Genomic DNA, 18,278 nt, shown 5'->3' with positions numbered 1-18,278 from the left:
TAGTACAGCAGCTCAAGGACTTTCGGGATGATCGTAGCCAAGTTTCTCTCCTGGATAGAAACCGCACCAGTGACACGCCGTGCAGAGGCAACCTCTGCGCTTGCTCGTGCCTATCTATATTCTGAAATGGAAAGAGCCGAGCAAGAAGCTGCTGAAACAGCTCTCACACTTCTGCTTGATGACTCGTCTCCATTGGTGCGTGGTGCATTGTCTGATGCTTTGGCCTCCAGCCCTCATGCTCCCCATCATGTGGTGCTGTCACTTGCTCAAGATCTTGATTCTGTTGCAGAGCCAGTTTTGCAGCGCTCACCTATCTTGCTGGATGGCGATCTGGTGGATATTGCTGCCCATGGGTCAGATCGTGCCCAATGCGCTATTGCAGTGCGCCCATCAGTGAGTGCGTCACTGGCAGCGGCACTGGCCGAAGTTGGCGGGAAGGCTGCTTGTCTGGCCATTCTTGCCAATGTTGGGGCACAAGTGACGACTTTTAGTTTGCGGCGGATGGCCGAACGCTTCGGTACCGAAGCTGACATGCGCACCACATTATTGTCATTGGATGGTTTGCCAGTGGATATTCGTCAGTCCCTGATCGTTCAGCTTGGTGATGCATTGGAGCAACTTGCTTTGGTGAAAACCTTCATCAGCTCCGAGAAGCGCACCACCTTGGTGAAGGATGCCTGCGATAAAGCGACAGTCGATCTTGCTTTTTCAGCCAGCGGAGAGGATCTATATGCATTGGTTGAGCATTTGCGACTGTCAGGCCAGTTGACCGCAGATATTCTGGTGCGTGGTCTTTGTATGGGCAATGTCGATCTGTTCGTTGTGGCATTGAAAAGCCTGACTAATCTTTCAGAAAAGCGCATTCGTGATTGTGTTTATGATGCCAGTCCGAGTGTGGTTTCTGCAATCTGTCAGAAAGCTGGTATTGGTGATGCGGTTGCCCCTGCCATTGTTGCGGCTTTGCAGGCTTATCACGATTTGCTGGAAGAACTGGACCCGGCTGTGTCTCGCTCTCGTTTTGCCCGTCAAATGGTTGATCGTATTCTTACATCTTACTCTCACATGGTACATGACGATGAGATGGATGAATTGCACGCGTTATTGCGACGCTTTGCGATGCAGATTGCGCGGGATGAAGCAAGAGATATGCGGCTTGCCCTGCAGAATAGTCAAGCCGCTTGATAGAATTGAATTGCACACTTGCTGTCTGCATAGAAAACTGGACTGTATCCGGTTTTTTGATTCTCATGACAATGTCAGGTGTAGTTATTTTTCTGCCTGGTTTTTCTCAAAGCGGCTGATGACTTCGCCGGATACTGCCAGAAGCTCTTGTGTCAGGGCTTTTCCGATTGCATTGTCTTCTTCTCGAGCATCTTCCTTGACCACAGCAGCCACTGCTTGCACATGTTTGTGGAGCAGTTCTTTTGGCAGGAAGCTACGGTCGGTAACATTCTCGATCAGATCACAGAGGGAACCTGCAATATTGCCAGCGATGGGAAACCCCATGGTCTGGGCCTGTCCCTTGATATCATGGGAAGCGCAAAACAGACTTTTCAGAGTTTCCTCACTCATTCCGTCTTTCTGGATTGCTTTCCAGGCGTCCTGTAACTCATCAACTTCTTCATTCATCCAGATGTTGAAATTGACCGAGAGCTTTTTCATGGCCTGTTCAGCGCGCTCAATGGGATCGAACCCAGCCTGAGAGCTTGGAAGGACACGGATTTTTTTTCTCAGATCGACTTTGGGTTCTATAATTTCATAGTCGGCCATGGTCTGGTCTCATCTGGTTGGCCAAAAGTTGTTGGCCGGGTTGGGTTTTCGAGTGGATCAGCTGCTGAGCCAATCTCCTAATCTCGAATGATCTAGCTGACGTTGGCTTCTGCATCATCAGTTTGTGCCGGTGCATTGGCTCTGCGCTCTGCTCCCTTATACAAAGGGTTGGAGAAGCGACGCCGGTCAGGACCGTAAAAGGCCGCCGCCTTAATGAAGGGGCGAGGATTGACCAGGCAATTGGCAACACGAGCATAGAGTGCTTTGGCTGAAATCGGTTTGCAAAGAAATTCCGTCACTCCCGCATCGCGAGCCTCTGTCACGCATTTCTTCTCTGAATGACCGGTAAGCATGATAATCGGAACGGTCGGATTAGCCGAAGATGTTTCGCTGCGCATCATACGGGTAAGCTCGATGCCGGAGAAGATAGGCATGACCCAATCTGTGACCACTACATCGGGTAGGGTCGATTGGAAAATTTCCAGTCCGGTTGCGCCATCTTCTGCTTCTGTTACTTCGCGTGCTCCAAAGCCGTGAATCAATGTTCTGACCACGCGTCGCATGTGGGCGTTATCATCCACTATCAGGAAACGCAGCTGAGAAAAATCCACGTTTAACATCTTGATCCTGTCTGAGCTTCTTTCCAGTCAATTCTTGTCTCGTTCTATCAGCATAGAATAGCCTAGTTAAAGAAGGCTTTAGGACTGAATGGTCACAAGGAATGAACCGTTTCTCGCTTCAGGGTTTTTACTCTAATACCGGAATTGCTCGGTCAGGATGCGTTCGGCCCACCCATGATCGGGGTCAAACATGATCTGGCAATTGGTTTGGCTGTCTTCACAAATTTCCACCTCATGAACCGAACGGATTTCCGTATGGTCAGCGACGGCATTGATCGGGCGTTTGAGAGCTTCTCGGATCGATATTTTGACTTTGGCGCTGTTGGGCAGCAAAGCTCCGCGCCAATGACGTGGGCGAAACGGACTAATAGGGGTCAAGGCCAGAAGAGGGCTGTCGATTGGCAGGATCGGACCGTGTGCGGAGAGATTGTAGGCGGTACTTCCAGCCGGTGTTGCGACCAACACACCATCGCAGATCAGTTCCTGCATGCGGGATTTTCCATCAATGGAAATTTCAAGCTTTGCGGCCTGTGCGGTTTGGCGATAGATGGAAATCTCATTGATGGCTTTTGCTTCATGCACTTCGCCATTGGCCGTTGTTGCTTTCATATGCAGAGGGTGAAGGACAGTTGTTTCCGCTGCCAAAAGCCTTTCATAGAGATCCTCTTCACGAAATTCGTTCATCAAAAAGCCGACAGAACCACAATTCATGCCGTAAATTGGAATGCCGCTATTCATGTAACGGTGCAGAACTTGCAACATCAGACCATCGCCACCCAAGGCTACGATGACGTCGGCGTGGTCGGGTGGGGCAGAACCAAAACGATGGGCGAATTTGCGCCGCGCATTTTCGCTTTCTTCTGTGGAACTGGCGATAAAGGCAATATTTTCAAACTGCCGGGATGACATTAACATGACCTCATTCCCTCTTCTTACTATATTGCAGTAGCATGTTGTACTACCCTTGCCAATTGCGAGAATCGAATAGGAGCTTAGGAATAAGTTGGCGTCCTCATCTGATGTTATTCTTTTATACGGAACCTGTCCGGATGAAACCTGTGCCAAACAGATCGGAGCCTCATTGGTTCGGCTGAAACTGGTGGCTTGTGTGAATATTCTGCCTGGAATGACCTCACTTTATCATTGGAAAGGGAAGGTGGAAGAATCTAGTGAAGTGGTATTTATCGCCAAGGCCAAGCGTGCGCATTATGATGAGATCGCCCAACGGTTTTCAAAACTTCATCCTTATGACGAGCCGGCTCTTGTTGTTCTGGATGTAGATAATGGGTTACCCGGCTATCTTTCGTGGGTCATGCGATCCGATTCATGATAGATATCAGGTCATCTGATTTGATTTTCGATCATATTTTCTTTTCCTTCCTTCAATGAGATCTTTCCCATGACAGTCCGGTATGAATTGCGTGAGCGTCGTCAGTTGGCCGAGCATGATGGCAAGTTGGACTTAATTACCGTTCAATCCCATTACGCAGATGGTCGCGTCCATGAGACAACGGAGCCCGTTTGGTGTGATGGTGACTCTGTTGCTGTTTTGCCTTTTGATCGTAAAGCAGGGACTGTATTGCTCGTCAAACAGTTGAGGCCTGCAGTATTTGTGCGTGGTGATGATCTGATACTGGAAGCGTGTGCCGGGGGGATGGAAGAAACGGATCTTTCGGTTGAAAGCGCCTGTCGTCGGGAAGCAATGGAAGAGCTGGGCGTCAGCCTGCCGGATCTGAGACAGATTGCGACGGTCTATATCAATCCTTCTTCAGCAGATGAAAAGGCCCATTTGTTTCTGGCAAGCTATGTTTCTGGTCAGCAACGTCCGGAAATGCGTCAGATGGATGAGGATGAAGATATCGAAGTGGTCGAACTTTCCATTACGGATGCCATGGCCATGCGCGATGAGGGAACTATTCGCTGTCCACGTTTGTTGATGTTGTTGCAAGCTTTGATGCTGGATTTGTAGGAAGCTATGAGGGGAGAATAAACCGAATTTTCCCTGTTTTTGTAGATCTGATTTTATTGAACTATCTATCTGGTTTTGCAGTAATTTTTCGTTTTAGCTGAATCTTAAAAATTCTTGCCCATTCTATTGTCCGACTATGAGGAGAGTGGGATGAGCAACTCCAGCGCAAGAATTGATGGCAATTTGCCGACATGGGACCAAGACGGCAAGAGAGCAGCGCTCCATTATAGCCTTCTATTGATGGTCTATGCTCTTTATGGCTATCAGGTTTGTCCTTTCCTTGAGCAATTGAGCATGTTCGAGCTGCTGGCACCGGTCGCAGCGATGTTGAGTCTGCAATGGGGGATGCGACAGCTTGGGAAGCGTCATCTGGAACGTGAGGAAATAGCGACCCGGATTCGCAAATCATCCTGGATGGATTTGGGATTATTCGTTTTTGGTGGCTGTGCGCTGGCCTTTTATAATTTGTTTGTCCATGGCTTTCCGCTGGAAAGTGGTGGCAAAATTCTGGTGCTCTTCGTCTTCGGTGGTTTTTATATTTCTCTGGATCTGGCCTTGGAGCGGGAATATCGCTTGGGGCAGTATTTGGGAAAGATGGGATCACCCTTTCCTCTGTCTGTTCGTTATTGGTCTGTCCAGCGAAAGTTTGCTCTCTTCTCTAGTGCCAATCTGGTAGTTCTTGCTACTGTGTCTCTGTTGCTGGTTTACAAGGATCTGCACTGGATTGCAGAAGAAAAACCGGATCTACAAATGGCCGGATTGGCAATTATGGCTGAACTGGGTTTTGTAGTTGGTGTGATAGGAGCATATATTATTCGCGTCATTCGCCAATATTCACGCAATCTGGACGCGATGCTTCAGGCCGAGACACAAGGGTTGCGCGCCGTTGCTGATGGTAATCTGGAAGCGCTTATCCCTGTTACCACCAATGATGAATTTGGCCATATGGCGGATCTGTCCAATCAGATGATTGGTCAATTGCGCAGCTCTCGTGATGAACTTGTACGCACGCAGGATGTGACCATGATGGGGCTGATCTCATTGGCTGCCAAGCGGGATAATGAGACTGGTTTGCATCTGAAACGTACCCAGACTTATGTTGCCATGTTGGCAAAGGCTTTGCGCAGAATGAAGCCGGAATTGAGCGACAAGCTGAGCGATGAGATTATTGATCTGCTTTATAAATCCGCTCCCCTTCACGACATTGGTAAGGTCGGGGTGCCTGATCATATCCTCAAAAAACCGGGTAAGCTGGATGATGATGAGTTCGCCATCATGAAAACTCATGCGCAGATTGGTGCCGAGGCGTTGGATGAAGCTGAGCAAGCCTTGGGTGGTTGTTCTTTCCTATCCATGGCTAAAGAAATCGCGGCGACTCATCACGAAAAATGGGACGGTTCTGGCTATCCGGCTGGTCTGAAAGGTGAGGATATTCCGCTGTCTGGCCGTCTGATGGCCGTGGCTGATGTTTATGATGCTCTGCGCTCACCGCGTGTCTACAAACCGGGCTTTACCCATTCCAAAGCGATGGCGATTATTTTGGACGGCAAGGGCAAGCATTTTGATCCGGAGCTGGTGGAAGTGCTGATTTCGATTGAAAAAGAGATCAATGTTCTCTCTGAGGAAATGTCGGACAAGGTAGAGCAGAAATCTGAAGAGCGTTTGGAAAAAGTAGAGAAAGCCAAGCCAGGAATTCTAGTGGGGTCGGTTGCGAGAGGTGCAGCCTAGACCCTCTTTACTGATTTAGAAATGACAGCGGCCCCGATTCTTATCTGGATCGGGTCCGTTGTTTCTTGCTCACCATTTTAACGAGATAGCATCCTGAATTCAGGGATTGATCACTTCGCGGTTGCCATTGTCGGATGCGCGGGCAATTGCATGGATGACCTTTTCAAACTCCAGTGCCGCCTTGAAATCTGGCTGCGCGGCCTCATCGCCCGCAATGGCTTGCAAGAAGCCAGCAAGTTCGATCACTTTTAGCTCATTGAAGCCGAGACCATGGCCTGCTGCCGGGCAGAAATTCTGGTATGGCGCATGAGTGGGGCCTGCCAGAATGGTCTTGAAGCCCTGGCCGCATGCAGGGCCTTCATTCTGATAGAGTTTCAATTCATTGAAGCGCTCCTGGGTGAAGGACAGCATGCCTTTGTCACCATGAATTTCCCAGATCAGATGATTCTTTCGACCCCACGCAGAGCGGGAGCTGGAGAAGGTTCCGGTGATGCCGTTTTCAAAGCGGAGCAGGGCGCTGGCAATATCCTCATTCTCTACATTGCCCACACCATTGCCATCAGGCATTGGGCGGGTCGGATAGACGGTCTGCATGTCTGCAATCAGGCTTTCGATCGGACCGACCAGCTCATAAGCGACACTGATCAGGTGGCAGCCGAGATCTCCAAGGGTACCAAGGCCTGCATCTGCCTTGGTGGCGCGCCAGGTCCATGGAAGGTTTGGATCTGCTTGATAATCCTCATCTACGACACCGCGAAAATGCAACAAGCGGCCGATAGCGCCTTCTTCAATCAGGCGCTTGGCTTCCTGAATGATCGGGTTCTTAAGATAATTGTAGCCGACTTGCGTTTTGACGCCAGATTTTTCAGCTGTTTCAGTCATCTCGATGGCATCTTCAAGTGTCAGCGCAAGAGGCTTCTCGCACCATACATGCTTGCCTGCCTTGATCGCGTCCAGTGCCATTTCCTTATGGAATTTGTTTGGCGTGGTGATCGAGACGATATCGATTGCAGGATCGTTGACCAATGCTTTCCAGTCATCGGTGTGACGGGAAAAACCGAACTGATCTGCAAAGCTTGCGGCCTTGTCCAGAGGCAGCTCACAGAGCATTTCCAATCCCAGATCAGGCACATCGCCAAATATTGCTTTGACATTTCGATAAGCCAGCGCGTGGCATTTGCCCATATAGCCGGTGCCGATCAGGCCTACTTTGAGAGCGGTCTTTGGAACAGTCATGTGGACTAGACTCCTGCATTTCTTCGTAATAGAATATATATTCTAAAATCTTCTATGCACTTGGAACATGCTGCTGTCAAGTGGCATGATGGCGTGGCTGATTTGAGATTCGTTTGAATATTTTAGATGTGGTGATTTATGTCGACGCTTTCTGCCCCGCAAACCATGGAAGAATTTCGCGAGCGCCTTGTGCAATTGCAGGAAACCATGCCAAAGCGGGTGCGCCAATGTGCAGATTATGTAGCTGAGAATACAGATAGAATTGCTGTTTCAACCGTTTCGCAACTGGCAGAAGAGGCAGGAGTTCAGCCATCTGCCTTTATGCGCTTTTGTCAGGTTCTTGGTTTTTCGGGCTTTTCCGAGATGCAGCGGTTGTTTCGCGACAGCTTCAAGCAGGCTTGGCCAGATTATTCAACGCGTCTGCAGAATTTACAGGATGGTCATGCGGATGATCCTTCGGTTCTATTGGCAGATTTCGTCGAGGCTGGTCGGGTATCGCTGGAAAAGCTTCTGGTCAGTGTAGATGAAGAGAATCTCAATGCCAGCATTGGGTTGCTTGCCAAGGCGCCAGTTATTCATCTGATTGGATATCGCAGAGCTTTCCCCGTTGTGTCCTATCTGGCCTATGCGTTCGAAAAAATGGAAATTCCTGCCATTTTGCATGATGGAGTAGGGCAATTGAATGCAGCTCATTCCATTCGTGAAGGGGATGCTGTGGTGGCTGTAACATTCGCGCCATATTCGGCTGAGACGATTGAGTTGGTCGCTACGTCCAAGGATCTTGGGGCAAATGTCGTGGCGATTACCGACGCCATGGCGGGGCCATTGCAAAAGCTGGGTGCGATTCCCTTGCTGGTGTCAGAGGTGGATGTTGGGGCGTTCCGTGCGTTGTCAGCAAGTTTGTCTCTGGCCATCTGTCTGGCGGTCGCTGTGGGAACCCATAGGGGTGACAAATAAGCTCAATTTCAGTGGGCAGCACAAATTGGAGCGCCTGAATAAATTTTGGAAAATTCTGATTGCCATTTTTCAAAATAGAAAATATATTCCATTTCGAAATTTGAGCCGTTCCTTTATCGGGCTTGTTTGGTGTGGTGATTGAACAAGCTGAATGGTGAAGTGAGAAAAAGGGGACGCAGGAGGATGAATTCATGCTTGATGTGATCACGATTGGTCGGTCTTCGGTAGATCTTTATGGTGCCCAAGTGGGTGGGCGTCTGGAAGATATGGCGTCCTTTAACAAATATATTGGTGGCTCCCCAACCAATATGGCAGCGGGGACCGCGCGCCTTGGCTTGAAATCCGCTTTGCTCACTCGTGTGGGTGACGAGCATATGGGGCGTTTCATTCGCGAGCAGTTGGCATCTGAAGGCGTTGATGTGCGTGGTGTCATCACTGATCCGGAGCGCCTGACAGCTCTGGTGCTGCTTGGTATTCGCGATCAGGAACAGTTCCCGCTGATCTTCTATCGCGAAAACTGCGCCGACATGGCTCTTTGTGAGGATGATATCGATCCGGATTTCATCGCAGAAGCGCGCTGTGTGACTGTTACCGGTACGCATCTTTCCAATCCGAAGACTGAAGCTGCTGTTTTGAAGGCTCTGAATTTGGCGCGGGCCAACGGCTCTCGTACAGCGCTGGACATCGATTTTCGTCCAAATCTTTGGGGTCTTTCTGGCCACGATGATGGTGAGAACCGCTTCATTGCGTCCGATGAAGTGACTGCCAAACTGCAATCTACCTTGCATCTGTTTGATCTGATTGTGGGTACCGAAGAAGAGTTCCATATTGCTGGCGGAACGACCGATACCATTGCTGCTTTGCGGACTGTGCGTGAGAAGAGTGATGCCATTCTGGTCTGTAAGCGCGGTCCAATGGGAGCTTCTGCCTTTGACGGTCCGATTCCAGATAGCTTGGATGACGGCATGTCTGGGCCAGGCTTCCCAATTGAAGTGTTCAATGTTCTGGGTGCCGGTGATGGCTTCATGTCTGGTCTATTGACCGGTTGGCTGCGCGACGAAGATTGGCCGACCTCACTGAAATATGCCAATGCCTGTGGCGCTTTTGCTGTGTCTCGTCATGGCTGCGCGCCTGCTTACCCTAGTTGGGAGGAGCTGCAATTCTTCCTTGAAAATGGCTCGGAAACCAAAGCATTGCGCAAGAATGAAGCTCTGGAACAGGTGCACTGGTCCACCAATCGCAAGGGCGAATGGCCAAATATGCGTGTGTTTGCTTTCGATCATCGCATGCAGTTGGAAGATATGGCGCGTGATGCCGGGGCACCATTTGACCGTATTGATCCGTTCAAACAGCTTTGTTTGAAAGCAACGGAGCAGGTGGCTGATGGCCGCGATGGCTATGGCATTCTGTGTGATCCACGCCTTGGTCAGCAGGCATTGTTTGATGCCGTTGGAAAAGGTCTTTGGATTGGGCGCCCGGTGGAAGATCCAGGCACTCGTCCGCTGAAGCTTGAGATTGGTCCGGATCTTGGGTCTGATCTGAATGAGTGGCCACTGGAGCATGTGGTCAAGGTGCTTTGCTTCTATCATCCAGATGACAGCGAAGAGATGAAAGCAGAGCAAGAAGAGACTGTTATTCGTCTTGCCGATGCTGCGCGTAGCAATGGTTTGGAATTCCTGTTGGAAGTCATTCCATCCAAAGCGGACTCTGTGAATGATGAGACCACTGCCAAGATCATCCACCGCTTCTATGATCTGGGTGTTTATCCGGATTGGTGGAAACTGGAGCCAATGATATCTGATCGGGCTTGGACCAAGACTTGTGAAGCCATTGAGGCACACGATCCTTATTGCCGTGGCATCGTGGTATTGGGGCTTGACGCGCCGATGGACGAGCTGAAAGCAAGTTTCGCTGCAGCAGCAAGACATGAGTTGGTCAAAGGCTTTGCAATTGGTCGCACCATCTTTGGTCAGGTTGCCCGTGATTGGTTGGCTGACAAGATTGATGATGATCAGGCTGTTGAGCAAATGCGTGACCGCTTTGCAAGCCTGTGTGCTGCCTGGGATGAGGCCAGAGGCCTTTAGAAAACACCCTGTAGCAAGTGGCTTTCGTCAAAGCCCTGCAATGAATTTAGTTGAAGATGCTCGAATGTGAGCAAAGTTTGGGGGAGGCGCAGATGCTTCTTTATGGTACCAACCCGATTGCGTGGTCCAATGATGATGATCAGACCCTTGGTGCTGATATCCCTTTGGAACAGTGTTTGTTTGAAGCTGGCAAAATTGGTTTTGATGGCATTGAAAAAGGCCACAAGATGCCAACAGAGCCAGATGCGTTGGCGGCAGCCCTGGATCCGCATGGCCTGAAATTTGTTTCCGGCTGGCATTCCCTGAACCTTCTGGCGCACAGTGTGGAAGAAGAGAAAAAGGCAATACAGCCGCATCTTGATTTGCTGAAAGCCATGGGCTGCAAGGTTTGTATCACATGCGAAACCTCCAATGCTATTCATGGCAATGATGATGCACCTCTTTCCAAGAGTCCGAAGCTTGCTGCGGACAAATGGGAGAAGTTCGGTTCTGACGTGGAAGAGATTGCTGCCTATTGTGCAGAGCAGGGCATTGAACTGGTCTACCATCATCATATGGGTACGATCGTTGAGTCTGAGGCCGAGATTGATGCTTTCATGGCCAATACCGGTCCCAAGACACGTCTGTTGCTTGATACCGGTCATGCTCTGTTTGGTGGTTCCAATCCTGCAAAACTGGCTGAGAAGTATATGGACCGGGTGTCTCACCTGCATGCCAAGAATATTCGTTCCGATATCAAGGCGCAGGTCGAGATTGAAGGTTTGAGCTTCCTGGAAGGTGTGCGCCGTGGTGTCTTCACCGTTCCTGGTGATGAAGATGGTTGCGTGGATTTCGAGCCGGTTCTGAAGGTTGCTGCTGATCATGGCTATGAAGGCTGGCTGGTGATTGAAGCCGAGCAGGATCCAGATGTGCGTAACCCATATCAATATCAGTCTCTTGGTTTGGCATCTCTGAAAGAGATGGCAAAATCAGCTGGCTTGGATAAATCCTGATCGGGAGAAGAATGATGGCGGATCTACTTCGCAAACCAAAGGGAACGTCTGGCAAGGTGCATGACATCACGCCAGAGGATGCAAATTGGGGCTATGTCGGTTTTGGGCTTTATCATCTCGAAACTGGTGAAGACGCTGCCGAGGCTACCGGTGATCGTGAGGTCATCCTCGTGCTTGTCGAGGGCAAGGCCGAGATTACAGTTGATGGGGTTAGCTTTGGTGAACAGGGCGACCGCATGGACGTGTTCGAGCGCAAGAAACCTCATTGTGTCTATATTCCGAATGGGGCTGAGTGGTCCGCCAAAGCCACCACCAAATGTGTGTTGGCCATCTGCACGGCTCCGGGCAATGGTGGGCACAAAGCACAAGTGCTGGATCCGAACGAGATTGAGCAGGAAGAGCGTGGCAAGGGTGCCAATACCCGGTATATCCATGCCATCGCCATGGAAGAGCGGGATGTTGCTGACAGTCTGCTGGTAACCGAGGTCTTTACCCCTCAAGGCAACTGGTCCAGCTATCCGCCGCACCGGCATGATGAAGACAATTATCCGGATATGACTTATCTGGAAGAGACGTATTATCATCGTCTCAACCCCAAGCAAGGATATGGCATTCAGCGCGTTTTCACTGAAGATGGCGAGCTGGATGAAACCATGGCCGTGGATGATGGAGATGTGGTTCTGGTTCCAAAAGGCCATCATCCATGTGGGTCGCCTTATGGTTATGAGATGTATTATCTCAACGTCATGGCGGGCCCAATGCGCAAATGGCGCTTCAAAAATCATCCAGATCACGATTGGATCGCGCAACGCGATGCCAAGCAATAAGGTATGCAAAATTTCAGGCTTGGCGGATTTCCTCCAGGCCTGAACAGGAGTGATAGAATGATCAGAATTGGTCTTTTGGGTGCCGGCCGTATTGGCCAGACACATGCGCGCGCTGTTGCTGCGCTGGATAATGTAGAAATTACTGCTGTTTTCGATCCGGTTGACGAAGCGGCTGCTTTTGTAACTGCTCTGACCGGAGCGCGTCAGGCAACAGTTTCGCAGATCATGCATGATGACAAAATTGATGCCGTTATCATTGCAACACCAACCGATCTGCATGCAGATCAGATCGAGCAAGCTGCGCAGGCTGGCAAGGCGATCTTCTGTGAGAAGCCGGTTGACCTCAGCGCTGAGCGTGTTCGCGCTTGTTTGAAAACTGCTGACAAAGCAGGCGTAAAGCTGATGATCGGCTTCAACCGCCGTTTTGACCAGAATTTCTCAAAGGTTCGCGAAGCACTTGATGCTGGCAAGGTTGGTAATGTCGAGTTGGTACAGATCACCTCTCGTGATCCATCCGCCCCACCGATCGATTATGTGAAGCGTTCTGGCGGCTTGTTCCGTGACATGATGATCCATGATTTTGACATGGCGCGTTTCTTGCTCGGCGAAGAAGTCGTTGAAGTGTCCGCTACCGGTTCCGTTTTGACCGATCCTGCAATCGGCGAGGCTGGTGACGTTGATACCGCTACTGCAACCCTTCGTACCGCTTCTGGTAAAATCGCTGTCATCACCAATAGTCGTCGTGCGAGTTATGGTTATGACCAGCGCGTTGAAGTCCATGGTTCCAAAGGCATGGCAAGTGCCGAGAATATGCGCCCGACCACTGTCGTGATCGCCAATGAAGAAGGCTATAGCCAGGATCCGCTTCTGGACTTCTTCATGGAGCGTTATGCCGAAGCTTACAAATCCGAGCTTCAGACTTTCTGCGCCATTCTGGCCGGTGAGGAGAGATCCTATCCGAGCGGAATCGATGGCCTGAAAGCTCTGGAACTGGCCGATGCTGCTGTTCAATCCCTTGAGACCGGCAAATCTGTAAAACTCTCATAACCCCTGAGAGTTTTTTGGCCAACCTGGTTGGGCAGCGTTGAGACCTGCTGTCCGGCCTGATACTCAACTTACCCCGATCTTTTGATCGGGGTTTTTTTGTACCTGCAATTGTAAGGGTTGCTCAAAGATAGGGTGGGGTACAGGCTGAGACGACTTCAGCCGGACGGTCAGAGACATTACGAAAGCGGTGGGGCTGGTTGCTGTCAAACAGGAAGCTGTCACCGGCTTTGAGTATGCGTGTCTGATCGCCTACCGTCAGCTCAATCTCTCCGGAAATGACGATACCGCCTTCGTTGGCGTCATGCTCCAGATGGGTTTTACCAGTGTCCGCGCCTGGCTCATAGCGCTCCTGCAGGATTTGCAGGTTATGGGCCTTGGCATTGCCGACCTGTTTGAGGGAGATGCGCGCTTGCTCTGGATTATCGTCCTTGTAGAGCTGACTTGTCAGGTCAATCAGATCATTGGGCGTGAAGAAGATTTCCTGATTGAGGGGTTTATCCGGTGCGAAGAAATCTGACATGGTAATGGACATGCCGCCCAATATCTTGCGCAAGGAAGCAACGGATGGGCTGGATCTGCCGGTCTCGATCATGGAGATCTGTCCGTGGGGAACGGAGGCAAGATCGGCGAGTTGTCTTTGGGAGAGGCCCGCAGACTGACGCAGCTCCTTCAACCGACTTCCTACCTCAAATTGCTCAGAATCCGTCATATTTCTCGTCCTGATTGCCGTTGTGCCCTGCTTGGATCGACCTGATTGCGTGCAAGGACTGACTCACCTGTCTCAAAATAGCAATCTGCTGGCAAATGTCAAAAGAGTGAGAAATGAATTGCGCAATATATTGAGCATTGATATGGTTCTGTATGTCGAATTATTGAGCATTGGAGAAAATGCATGACTCAGACAGCCGCTTTGAAGGATCGGCGCACTGCAGCCATCGCGCAAGGTGTGGCCACACGTGGCATTTATGCAGAACGAGCTGAAAATGCTGAATTGTGGGACGTGGACGGCCGTCGCTTCATCGATTTTGCGGCTGGCATTGCCGTGAACAATACCGGTCATCGTCACCCAAAGGTTATGGCGGCTGTTGCCAAACAGGCCGAGAGCTTCACGCATACCTGCTTCCATGTGGCGCCTTATGAAGGCTATGTGACACTGGCCGAGCGCCTGAATGCAGTGACGCCGGGCGATTTCGAAAAGAAAACCATGCTGGTCACCACTGGTGCAGAAGCCGTCGAGAATGCGGTGAAAATGGCGCGTGCTTACACCGGACGTTCTGGTGTGATTGCTTTCTCCGGTGCTTTCCATGGTCGCACGCTGATGGGTATGGCTTTGTGTGGCAAGGTTAATCCGTATAAGAAGAATTTCGGTGCGATGCCGCCTGAAGTGATGCATGCGCCATTCCCGAACAACTATCATGGCATCACCACCGAGCATGCCATGGGCGAGCTGAACCGTATGCTGGCAACATCGGTTGATCCTGAGCGTGTGGCTGCTTTCATTATTGAGCCTGTTCAGGGCGAGGGTGGTTTCAATATTGCGCAGACCGAATTCCTGCAAGAATTGCGTAAACTTGCTGACCAATATGGCATTTTGCTGATTGCTGATGAGGTTCAGGCAGGTATGGCCCGCACCGGTAAGCTCTTTGCGTTTGAACATTCCGGTGTCATTCCGGACTTGACTGTGATGGCTAAGGGGCTGGCCGGTGGCTTCCCGCTCTCCGCTGTGACTGGCCGTGCAGAGATCGTGGATTCTGCTCCTGTTGGCGGTATTGGTGGTACCTATGCCGGTAATCCGTTGGCCGTTGCTGCGGCGAATGCAGTGCTGGATGTGATCGAAGAAGAGAAGCTTTGCGACAAAGCCAATGAGATTGGGGATCGCATTCAAGCTCGTTTGAAAGCTCTGTCCCAGCGTCAGGGTATGGAAGTGATTGGCGATGTCCGTGGCCTTGGTGCCATGGTGGCCTTTGAGTTGGTCAAGGATGGTGATGTCAATCAACCAGATGCAGCACTGACCGGTGCGATTGTTGCGGAAGCAGAAGAGCGCGGTCTGATCATTCTGCCTTGCGGTACCCGTGGAAATGCCATTCGTCTACTGCCACCACTGACCACTCCAACCGAGATGGTTGATGAGGCGCTGGACATGATTGAAGCCTCTGTCGAGGCTGCTATTGCCAAGACGGCAAATGCGTAAAAGGCATTTTTGCGTGGATGAAGCATGTGCATGAGGGTATGTTTTTCCTCTCATGCGCATTTTTTTGTGGCCCATATTGGGGGCCGGGAAGTGGCGAAAAGCTGCGAAAATTGAATGCATACAAATGATCTGGAGTGGTTATGGCTGATAGCGTTTTTCAAAATCTGATCGCCGGTAATTGGGTTGATGGTGCTGATGTATCTGAGAATCGAAATCCATCCAATGTTGCTGACCTGATTGGTCTCTATGCCAAAGCAGAAGCCGCTGATGTCGATGCTGCAGTGGCTGCCGCCAATGAGGCCTTGCCGGGTTGGGCTCTGGCATCTCCACAAGTACGTGCTGATCTGCTGGATAAAGTCTCTGATGCGATCATGGCTCGTAAGGATGAGCTGGGCTTTCTGCTATCTCGTGAAGAAGGCAAGACACTGGCTGAGGGCATTGGCGAGACTATTCGTGCTGCTCAGGTTTTCAAATTCTTCGCTGGTGAAGCCCTGCGCAATGCGGGTGATGTATTGGCATCTGTTCGTCCTGACATTGATGTCGATGTAACTCGTGAGCCTGTGGGCGTGGTTGGTATGATCACCCCATGGAACTTTCCGATTGCCATTCCGGCATGGAAGATTGCGCCAGCCCTTTGCTATGGCAACACCATCGTCTTCAAACCCGCCGAAATTACACCAGCTTCTGCTCATGCTTTGGCGGAGATCATTCAAGAAGCTGGATGTCCTGCTGGTGTGTTCAACCTTGTCATGGGCTCCGGTTCCGTGGTTGGCAATGCCATGCTGGCGCATAAGGAAATCAATGCCATCTCCTTTACCGGTTCTGTTCCTGTCGGGCGTGGAATTGCTGTGAAAGCGGCGGAAGGCTTGAAAAAAGTACAGCTGGAAATGGGCGGCAAAAACCCGATGGTTGTGTTGAATGATACCGATCTGGATGTTGCCGTAGGAGCTTGTCTCAATGGGGCCTTCTTCTCAACCGGTCAGCGTTGTACGGCTTCTTCCAGGCTAATTGTTCAGGAAGGCATTCACGACGCGTTCGTTGAAAAGATGAATGAAGCCATGGGTAAGCTGGTGATTGGTGATGCCTGTGATCCGGCAACTCAGATTGGTCCTGTGGTGTCGCAATCTCAGCTCGCCAACAATTTGGATTATGTTGCCGTTGCAGGGCAGGAAGGCGCGGAAGTTGTCGGTGGTGAGCAGATCAACGGCAAGACCGAAGGCTATTATCAGCGTCCGGCCATGTTCCTGAATGCAACCAACCAAATGCGCGTATCTCGCGAAGAGATCTTTGGCCCTTGTGCCAGTGTGATCAAAGTTGCTGATTTTGATGAAGCGCTTAGCGTTGCCAATGATACTGACTTCGGTCTGTCCTCAGGTATATGCACCAGTAATCTGAAATCTGCACGTGAATTCAAGCGTCGTTCCGAGGCTGGGATGATCATGGTCAATCTGCCAACGGCTGGCGTTGACTATCATGTGCCATTTGGCGGCCGTAAAGGGTCTTCTTATGGCTCTCGTGAGCAGGGGCGTTATGCAGCGGAATTCTACACCACTGTGAAAACCGCTTATACCTTTGCTGGCTAAATCAGCTATTTGATAAAACAGACAAGGCCGTGAGCAGGGATGCTTCCGGCTTTTTTTGATAACAGAATGTTTGCACAAAAAAGAAGCCCATCACGCAAAAGCGGATGGGCTTAAGTTTACCTTCCTTTCCGGGGACAGAGACCGCCGCCCCCGGAGCCGGGAGAAGAATTTATGCGAGGGCTCTAGCGTCCTCGCTGGCAAAGGTTGCCAGAATTTTGTGACCTGGAGTCAGGTCGGCGTTGATATTGCCTGCGCGAACCAGCGCTTTGAGCTGTTCTCCGCTGTTCAGCGCCAGAACGACCTTGGCAAAGGCTCCGTGATAGATGGTTTCTACAACAGTGGTATGCAGGCCATTATCCTCATCGCCATGATCTTCTTTCAGCTGAATGCGCTCAGGGCGAATGCAAAGGGTGGTCGGGTCACCGTTGTCGTGCGGATCGACCGCAGTTGACAGAATTGTAGATCCGCAAGCCAGCTTCACTTCTGCCTTGCCTTCAGCCTGCTTGTTGATGGAACCTTTGAGCATGTTGGTTTCGCCCAGGAAGCTGGCTACGAAGGTGTTGGATGGCTTTTCATACAGCGTAGCTGGTGTGTCATATTGCTGGATGATGCCATCGTTGAAGACCGCAACTTTGTCGGACATGGTCAAAGCTTCGTCCTGATCGTGGGTTACGAAGACAATGGTCACACCGAGATTTTCATGGATATGCTTGATCTCGATCTGCATTTCTTCGCGTAGCTTGCGGTCCAGGGCTCCTAATGGCTCATCCATCAGAACGAGGGCTGGATCAAAGACCAGAGAGCGGGCTACGGCGATGCGTTGCTGTTGGCCACCGGAAAGCTGGGTGGGGCGTCTATCCCCGAACGCCCCCAACCGCACCATATCCAGTGCCTTTTGAGCCCGCTCCATGGCTTCCGCTTTCCCCATCTTTCGGACAGTTAGCGGAAACGCGATATTTTCCAGCACTGTCATGTGCGGGAAAAGGGCATAGTTTTGGAAGACAATTCCGATATTACGCTCATATGGCGGAACGGAATTCAGCGGATTGCCATCCAGATAGACGGTGCCAGCTGTTGGCTGTTCAAAGCCTGCGAGCAGCATCAGAGATGTGGATTTGCCTGAGCCGGAGGGGCCAAGCAAGGTGACGAACTCACCCTTGGCGATATCCAGATTGAGGTTCTTGATGACCAGAGTCTCGCCATCATAGGTTTTCTGGATATTTTCGAAACGGACGAAGCTTTTGTTATCTTGCATGAGCATTGGTCACTCTCTC

Annotated in this window: 17 protein-coding genes; 11 read left to right on the top strand and 6 right to left on the bottom strand. The window is 50.8% G+C overall.

Going from position 1 to position 18,278, the window contains the following annotated elements:
• Positions 1–27 precede the first annotated feature (27 nt).
• Positions 28–1,182, top strand: a complete 1,155-nt coding sequence (locus tag CRO57_RS08370; protein WP_097152811.1) for a DUF2336 domain-containing protein — start codon at positions 28–30, stop codon at positions 1,180–1,182.
• 84 nt (positions 1,183–1,266) lie between these two features.
• On the opposite strand, the gene CRO57_RS08365 is transcribed toward CRO57_RS08370, so the two are convergent.
• The 3 genes from CRO57_RS08365 to CRO57_RS08355 all read right to left on the bottom strand — a co-directional run bounded on the left by CRO57_RS08365 (position 1,267) and on the right by CRO57_RS08355 (position 3,305).
• Positions 1,267–1,770, bottom strand: a complete 504-nt coding sequence (locus CRO57_RS08365; protein ID WP_097152810.1) for an Hpt domain-containing protein — start codon at positions 1,768–1,770, stop codon at positions 1,267–1,269.
• Positions 1,771–1,862: 92 nt separating this feature from the next.
• The gene (locus tag CRO57_RS08360; protein ID WP_097152809.1) at positions 1,863–2,390 is read right to left on the bottom strand and encodes a response regulator; all 528 of its coding nucleotides are present in this window, start codon (positions 2,388–2,390) and stop codon (positions 1,863–1,865) included.
• A 132-nt stretch (positions 2,391–2,522) separates the two neighbouring features.
• Positions 2,523–3,305, bottom strand: coding sequence for an NAD kinase (locus CRO57_RS08355; protein WP_097152808.1), 783 nt, complete (start codon positions 3,303–3,305; stop codon positions 2,523–2,525).
• An 88-nt stretch (positions 3,306–3,393) separates the two neighbouring features.
• Between CRO57_RS08355 and cutA the strand changes: the two genes are divergently transcribed.
• The 3 genes from cutA to CRO57_RS08340 all read left to right on the top strand — a co-directional run bounded on the left by cutA (position 3,394) and on the right by CRO57_RS08340 (position 6,087).
• Positions 3,394–3,720 carry a divalent-cation tolerance protein CutA gene (cutA, locus tag CRO57_RS08350; RefSeq protein WP_097152807.1) on the top strand — a complete coding sequence of 109 codons (327 nt, stop codon included), beginning with the start codon at positions 3,394–3,396 and terminating at the stop codon, positions 3,718–3,720.
• 69 nt (positions 3,721–3,789) lie between these two features.
• The gene (locus tag CRO57_RS08345) at positions 3,790–4,359 is read left to right on the top strand and encodes an NUDIX domain-containing protein (protein WP_097152806.1); all 570 of its coding nucleotides are present in this window, start codon (positions 3,790–3,792) and stop codon (positions 4,357–4,359) included.
• Between the two features lie 150 nt (positions 4,360–4,509).
• Positions 4,510–6,087: an HD-GYP domain-containing protein gene (locus CRO57_RS08340; RefSeq protein ID WP_097152805.1), complete on the top strand. Its 1,578-nt coding sequence runs from the start codon at positions 4,510–4,512 to the stop codon at positions 6,085–6,087.
• Positions 6,088–6,186: 99 nt separating this feature from the next.
• Here CRO57_RS08340 and CRO57_RS08335 read toward each other — a convergent pair whose 3' ends face one another.
• On the bottom strand, positions 6,187–7,323 hold the full coding sequence (locus CRO57_RS08335) for a Gfo/Idh/MocA family protein (RefSeq protein ID WP_097152804.1): 1,137 nt from the start codon (positions 7,321–7,323) through the stop codon (positions 6,187–6,189).
• A 138-nt stretch (positions 7,324–7,461) separates the two neighbouring features.
• Between CRO57_RS08335 and CRO57_RS08330 the strand changes: the two genes are divergently transcribed.
• The 5 genes from CRO57_RS08330 to iolG all read left to right on the top strand — a co-directional run bounded on the left by CRO57_RS08330 (position 7,462) and on the right by iolG (position 13,230).
• A complete protein-coding gene (locus tag CRO57_RS08330; protein WP_097152803.1) occupies positions 7,462–8,280 on the top strand; it encodes a MurR/RpiR family transcriptional regulator in 819 nt (272 codons plus the stop codon).
• A gap of 191 nt (positions 8,281–8,471) precedes the next feature.
• The gene (locus CRO57_RS08325; protein ID WP_097152802.1) at positions 8,472–10,364 is read left to right on the top strand and encodes a bifunctional 5-dehydro-2-deoxygluconokinase/5-dehydro-2-deoxyphosphogluconate aldolase; all 1,893 of its coding nucleotides are present in this window, start codon (positions 8,472–8,474) and stop codon (positions 10,362–10,364) included.
• A gap of 92 nt (positions 10,365–10,456) precedes the next feature.
• Positions 10,457–11,356, top strand: a complete 900-nt coding sequence (gene iolE / locus CRO57_RS08320; protein ID WP_097152801.1) for a myo-inosose-2 dehydratase — start codon at positions 10,457–10,459, stop codon at positions 11,354–11,356.
• Between the two features lie 14 nt (positions 11,357–11,370).
• Complete coding sequence (gene iolB / locus CRO57_RS08315) at positions 11,371–12,183, top strand: 5-deoxy-glucuronate isomerase (RefSeq protein ID WP_097152800.1); 813 nt, start codon at positions 11,371–11,373, stop codon at positions 12,181–12,183.
• Positions 12,184–12,240: 57 nt separating this feature from the next.
• On the top strand, positions 12,241–13,230 hold the full coding sequence (iolG, locus tag CRO57_RS08310) for an inositol 2-dehydrogenase (RefSeq protein WP_097152799.1): 990 nt from the start codon (positions 12,241–12,243) through the stop codon (positions 13,228–13,230).
• A 121-nt stretch (positions 13,231–13,351) separates the two neighbouring features.
• On the opposite strand, the gene CRO57_RS08305 is transcribed toward iolG, so the two are convergent.
• Complete coding sequence (locus CRO57_RS08305) at positions 13,352–13,939, bottom strand: cupin domain-containing protein (protein ID WP_097152798.1); 588 nt, start codon at positions 13,937–13,939, stop codon at positions 13,352–13,354.
• 183 nt (positions 13,940–14,122) lie between these two features.
• On the opposite strand from CRO57_RS08305, the gene gabT reads away from it, so the two are divergent.
• Together gabT and CRO57_RS08295 are read left to right on the top strand one after the other, a co-directional pair.
• On the top strand, positions 14,123–15,421 hold the full coding sequence (gabT, locus tag CRO57_RS08300; protein WP_097152797.1) for a 4-aminobutyrate--2-oxoglutarate transaminase: 1,299 nt from the start codon (positions 14,123–14,125) through the stop codon (positions 15,419–15,421).
• 140 nt (positions 15,422–15,561) lie between these two features.
• Positions 15,562–17,004 (top strand): aldehyde dehydrogenase family protein, encoded by a 1,443-nt coding sequence (locus tag CRO57_RS08295; RefSeq protein WP_097152796.1) that lies wholly within the window; start codon positions 15,562–15,564, stop codon positions 17,002–17,004.
• Positions 17,005–17,173: 169 nt separating this feature from the next.
• Here CRO57_RS08295 and CRO57_RS08290 read toward each other — a convergent pair whose 3' ends face one another.
• A complete protein-coding gene (locus CRO57_RS08290; RefSeq protein ID WP_210200787.1) occupies positions 17,174–18,265 on the bottom strand; it encodes an ABC transporter ATP-binding protein in 1,092 nt (363 codons plus the stop codon).
• Between the last annotated feature and the right edge of the window lie 13 nt (positions 18,266–18,278).

Origin of the sequence: Cohaesibacter gelatinilyticus (assembly GCF_900215605.1) — a bacterium.
Classification (GTDB): domain Bacteria; phylum Pseudomonadota; class Alphaproteobacteria; order Rhizobiales; family Cohaesibacteraceae; genus Cohaesibacter; species Cohaesibacter gelatinilyticus.
This window is presented reverse-complemented; position numbering and strand designations above follow the sequence as displayed.